Origin of the sequence: Aeromonas allosaccharophila, assembly GCF_000819685.1 — a bacterium.
GTDB lineage: Bacteria > Pseudomonadota > Gammaproteobacteria > Enterobacterales > Aeromonadaceae > Aeromonas > Aeromonas allosaccharophila.
Window position 1 is genome coordinate 1 of sequence record NZ_CDBR01000100.1, and the last position, 2,644, is coordinate 2,644.

The 2,644-nt window shown below is 51.7% G+C and carries 3 protein-coding genes; 2 read left to right on the plus strand and 1 reads right to left on the minus strand.

The genetic code is table 11. The features are described 5' to 3' along the window. Positions 1-214: 214 nt before the first annotated feature. On the minus strand, positions 215-562 hold the full coding sequence (locus BN1115_RS18325; RefSeq protein WP_042658285.1) for a helix-turn-helix domain-containing protein: 348 nt from the start codon (positions 560-562) through the stop codon (positions 215-217). Between the two features lie 137 nt (positions 563-699). Between BN1115_RS18325 and BN1115_RS18330 the strand changes: the two genes are divergently transcribed. Together BN1115_RS18330 and BN1115_RS22445 are read left to right on the plus strand one after the other, a co-directional pair. Next, the gene (locus BN1115_RS18330; protein ID WP_042658286.1) at positions 700-1,353 is read left to right on the plus strand and encodes a hypothetical protein; all 654 of its coding nucleotides are present in this window, start codon (positions 700-702) and stop codon (positions 1,351-1,353) included. Continuing rightward, positions 1,353-2,644, plus strand: a 1,292-nt coding sequence (locus BN1115_RS22445) for a replication endonuclease (protein ID WP_167335569.1), incomplete at its 3' end; no start/stop codon positions are given. The genes BN1115_RS18330 and BN1115_RS22445, both read left to right, overlap by 1 nt.

Below are 2,644 nucleotides of genomic sequence, written 5' to 3' on the forward strand. Positions count from 1 at the left end.
CGCTTACACACGTCAGGGATCTTTTTTCCTTCGTCCCATAGCGTGACCTCCGTCACAGAAACAAAACAAAGTTTTGCCGTTTCTTCTGGACTCAAACCGCACTCAAACCACCTAAAGACAAAGTTTTTTGTAATATTACGTTCCATTCCATTTGTACCGCTTGAATCTGGCAATATTGCCAGTCGCGGAAATGGGGATCTTTTTAACGTAACCATTAATTATGCGCAGTCGCAGAAGGCTCTGAATTAAGGCTTCCCATCATCATGCAGGCCACGGCCAGAGCGGCTCCCGTGCCCGCGCAGTACTTTTTTAAGATGTCGTACCAAGCCGCCTTTACGTTCGGATCCTTCGCTCTGACCGCTGTAAGAGAAATTATGACTTCTGCGGGGTCTATGCCGACTTCCTTCGCAAGCTTAATTGCAAGCTCATCAGTGAATTGGCCTTTCCCGCTGTTCAAGTTGGAAACGTACGGCTCACTAAAACCAAGGTCTTCAGCAACTTCTTTAAGCTGAGTGAAGTTTTTATGTCTCATGTATGCCGCTAACAGTGTTTTAGAGTCCATTTTGTTGCTCCTCGTTAAATAGGTTTACCCGCTAAATATACCTGCTTATGCAGTCATGATGGTGTCTTGCTTTCCAATTTGTTCACGTATTTACTCAGCCACATCGGTTACGTGATTACCTAAGCAGGAATGTCAGCATGGAAACGCAGACCCTACAGCAACAAACCCCGATTTACCACGTGTGCCAGAATTGCGGCGGCGAAGGTTGCGCCGCTTGTTCTGACCTGCTGATTCTGGATGGTGACATTCAACTTGACCCCGAATGGTCTGACGAGCTGCCCGCCGTTGCGCCGATAAATGGGGTTATCGGCGTCAATGCTGCTTGGAAACCTGCTTACGAGTTTATTGTTGTCTGGAAAGAAAACGGCAAGTCGTTCAATAAGTGCTTCACAAATGAGGCCGATTCTCTGGCCCATTTTGAGGCCCTTATCGGTCGTGCTTCAAGCGTCTGCATGGTTTATCCAGATGGTCAGTCACTTACTGAGCTTCCCGCTCCCAAGGCTGACCCTGTTTGCCCTAAGTGTGGCAAATCCCGTTTCGATTCGGCCTATGGCTGCCTTGCTCCACAGGTCTATTCCCCTGCTGCTGGTGATTGGGTATGCGGCAAAAAGACCGCTGCCCCCTCCCCCAAGCCTGCCCCCAAATACGACATCAGTTTTGATGACCGGAATATGTATCAGCGCCGTGAGGATGAACTTCGCCTCGCTGGTATTCGCCCTATTTGGCGGCCTGACCTTGCTCAAGATAACCATATCGAACAGTACCCAGACCAAGATGGGAGTGAACAATAATGATTCGCTTCACCTCCTACGCCGCCCAGCAGGCCCTTAACGGTTCACGCGCTGCTCCTGTATCCGGCAAATTTCGTCTTAACTCGCTGCTGTCGTCCCCTGCCCTGCTGGCAGATGACGCCGAGCAGGCAACCCCTGCCGAGTACCTTGACCACTTGCAGACCCTCGGGCTGCCCTTTGACGATGATGTCTCGATACTGCATCGGGCTTACTCCGACCAGTACAACGCCATTCACACCAAGCCTCGTTTCGCTGACCAGCCTCGCCATTTTGTTCGCGTTGGCTCCTTCGCCTATTTGGATGATAAGGCCCTGCTCAAGTATGGCGACATCAACGCCCCCGAGCATTGTCAGCACCGCCACGATATGACCGTGCGCAATCACTACCTGTTGCCGTGGTTCCGTTCTGCCTACTCCCAAGCCCTTGAGTACGCTGGTTTGCTTGAAGCGAATCAGCGTATCAAAGAGCTTTTCGACCTGATGAACATTTCCGGCGACTGCGGAACTCTCAACCTCACTTCTGACGATGAGGGATTCGAGGCATTCGCCGAGCGCCTGGCTAAACACGTGCTGACCCTACGTAAGGATTATTTTAATGGTGACGAAGAGGAATATGCCGCTTTCTGTCAAGCCAGAGCGCTTCTCGAAAGTTATGACCTTCGTGATCCCGAATTTGATTACCAATTTGAAGAGCCCGAAGTTGCTCGCCCTAATCATTGGCTCAATCGTTGGTCTGAGCCTGCTTATCTGGTTAGGGCTATTCGTCGCGCCTCGGCTCGTCGACTCTTCGACGCTTCCCGCGTTGCTGGAGTTGTTAACAAACACTCACAGCCCTATTCACCTGATTACCTTGTTTCTCGCCGGATTCATCGTAGTCGCAAGAATCGACTCACTCTTTCAGGTCTTGCTGCTGTCAGTTCTGCTGATCCTATGGATGGTATCAAGCTTATAGATGCCATAGACGCCTCTGTCTCTAATCCAGAGGTACAACGCGCCGAGCTGATGACCCGTCTTAGTGGTTTTGAAGATGTCGCCAAGCAGGAGGGGCACGTTGCGTTGTTCCTCACCCTGACTTGTCCGTCACGCTTCCATCCGACCAGCGGCGGCAAGACAAACCCCAACTGGATTGCTGCTGGCCGCCCTACTGTCAAAGACGGGCAGGATTACCTCAATGAGGTATGGCGCAACATTGGCCGCCGCTGCTCTGACAAGGGCACCAAGGCCAATCCCAAAGAGCCCATCACCATCTACGGCTTCCGCTTTGCCGAGCCTCATGCAGATGGTACGCCCCA

Coding starts and splice junctions, on each gene's coding strand:
- BN1115_RS18325 (WP_042658285.1), bottom strand. CDS start 562: ATGGACTCTAAAACACTGTTAGCGGCATACATGAGACATAAAAACTTC.
- BN1115_RS18330 (WP_042658286.1), top strand. CDS start 700: ATGGAAACGCAGACCCTACAGCAACAAACCCCGATTTACCACGTGTGC.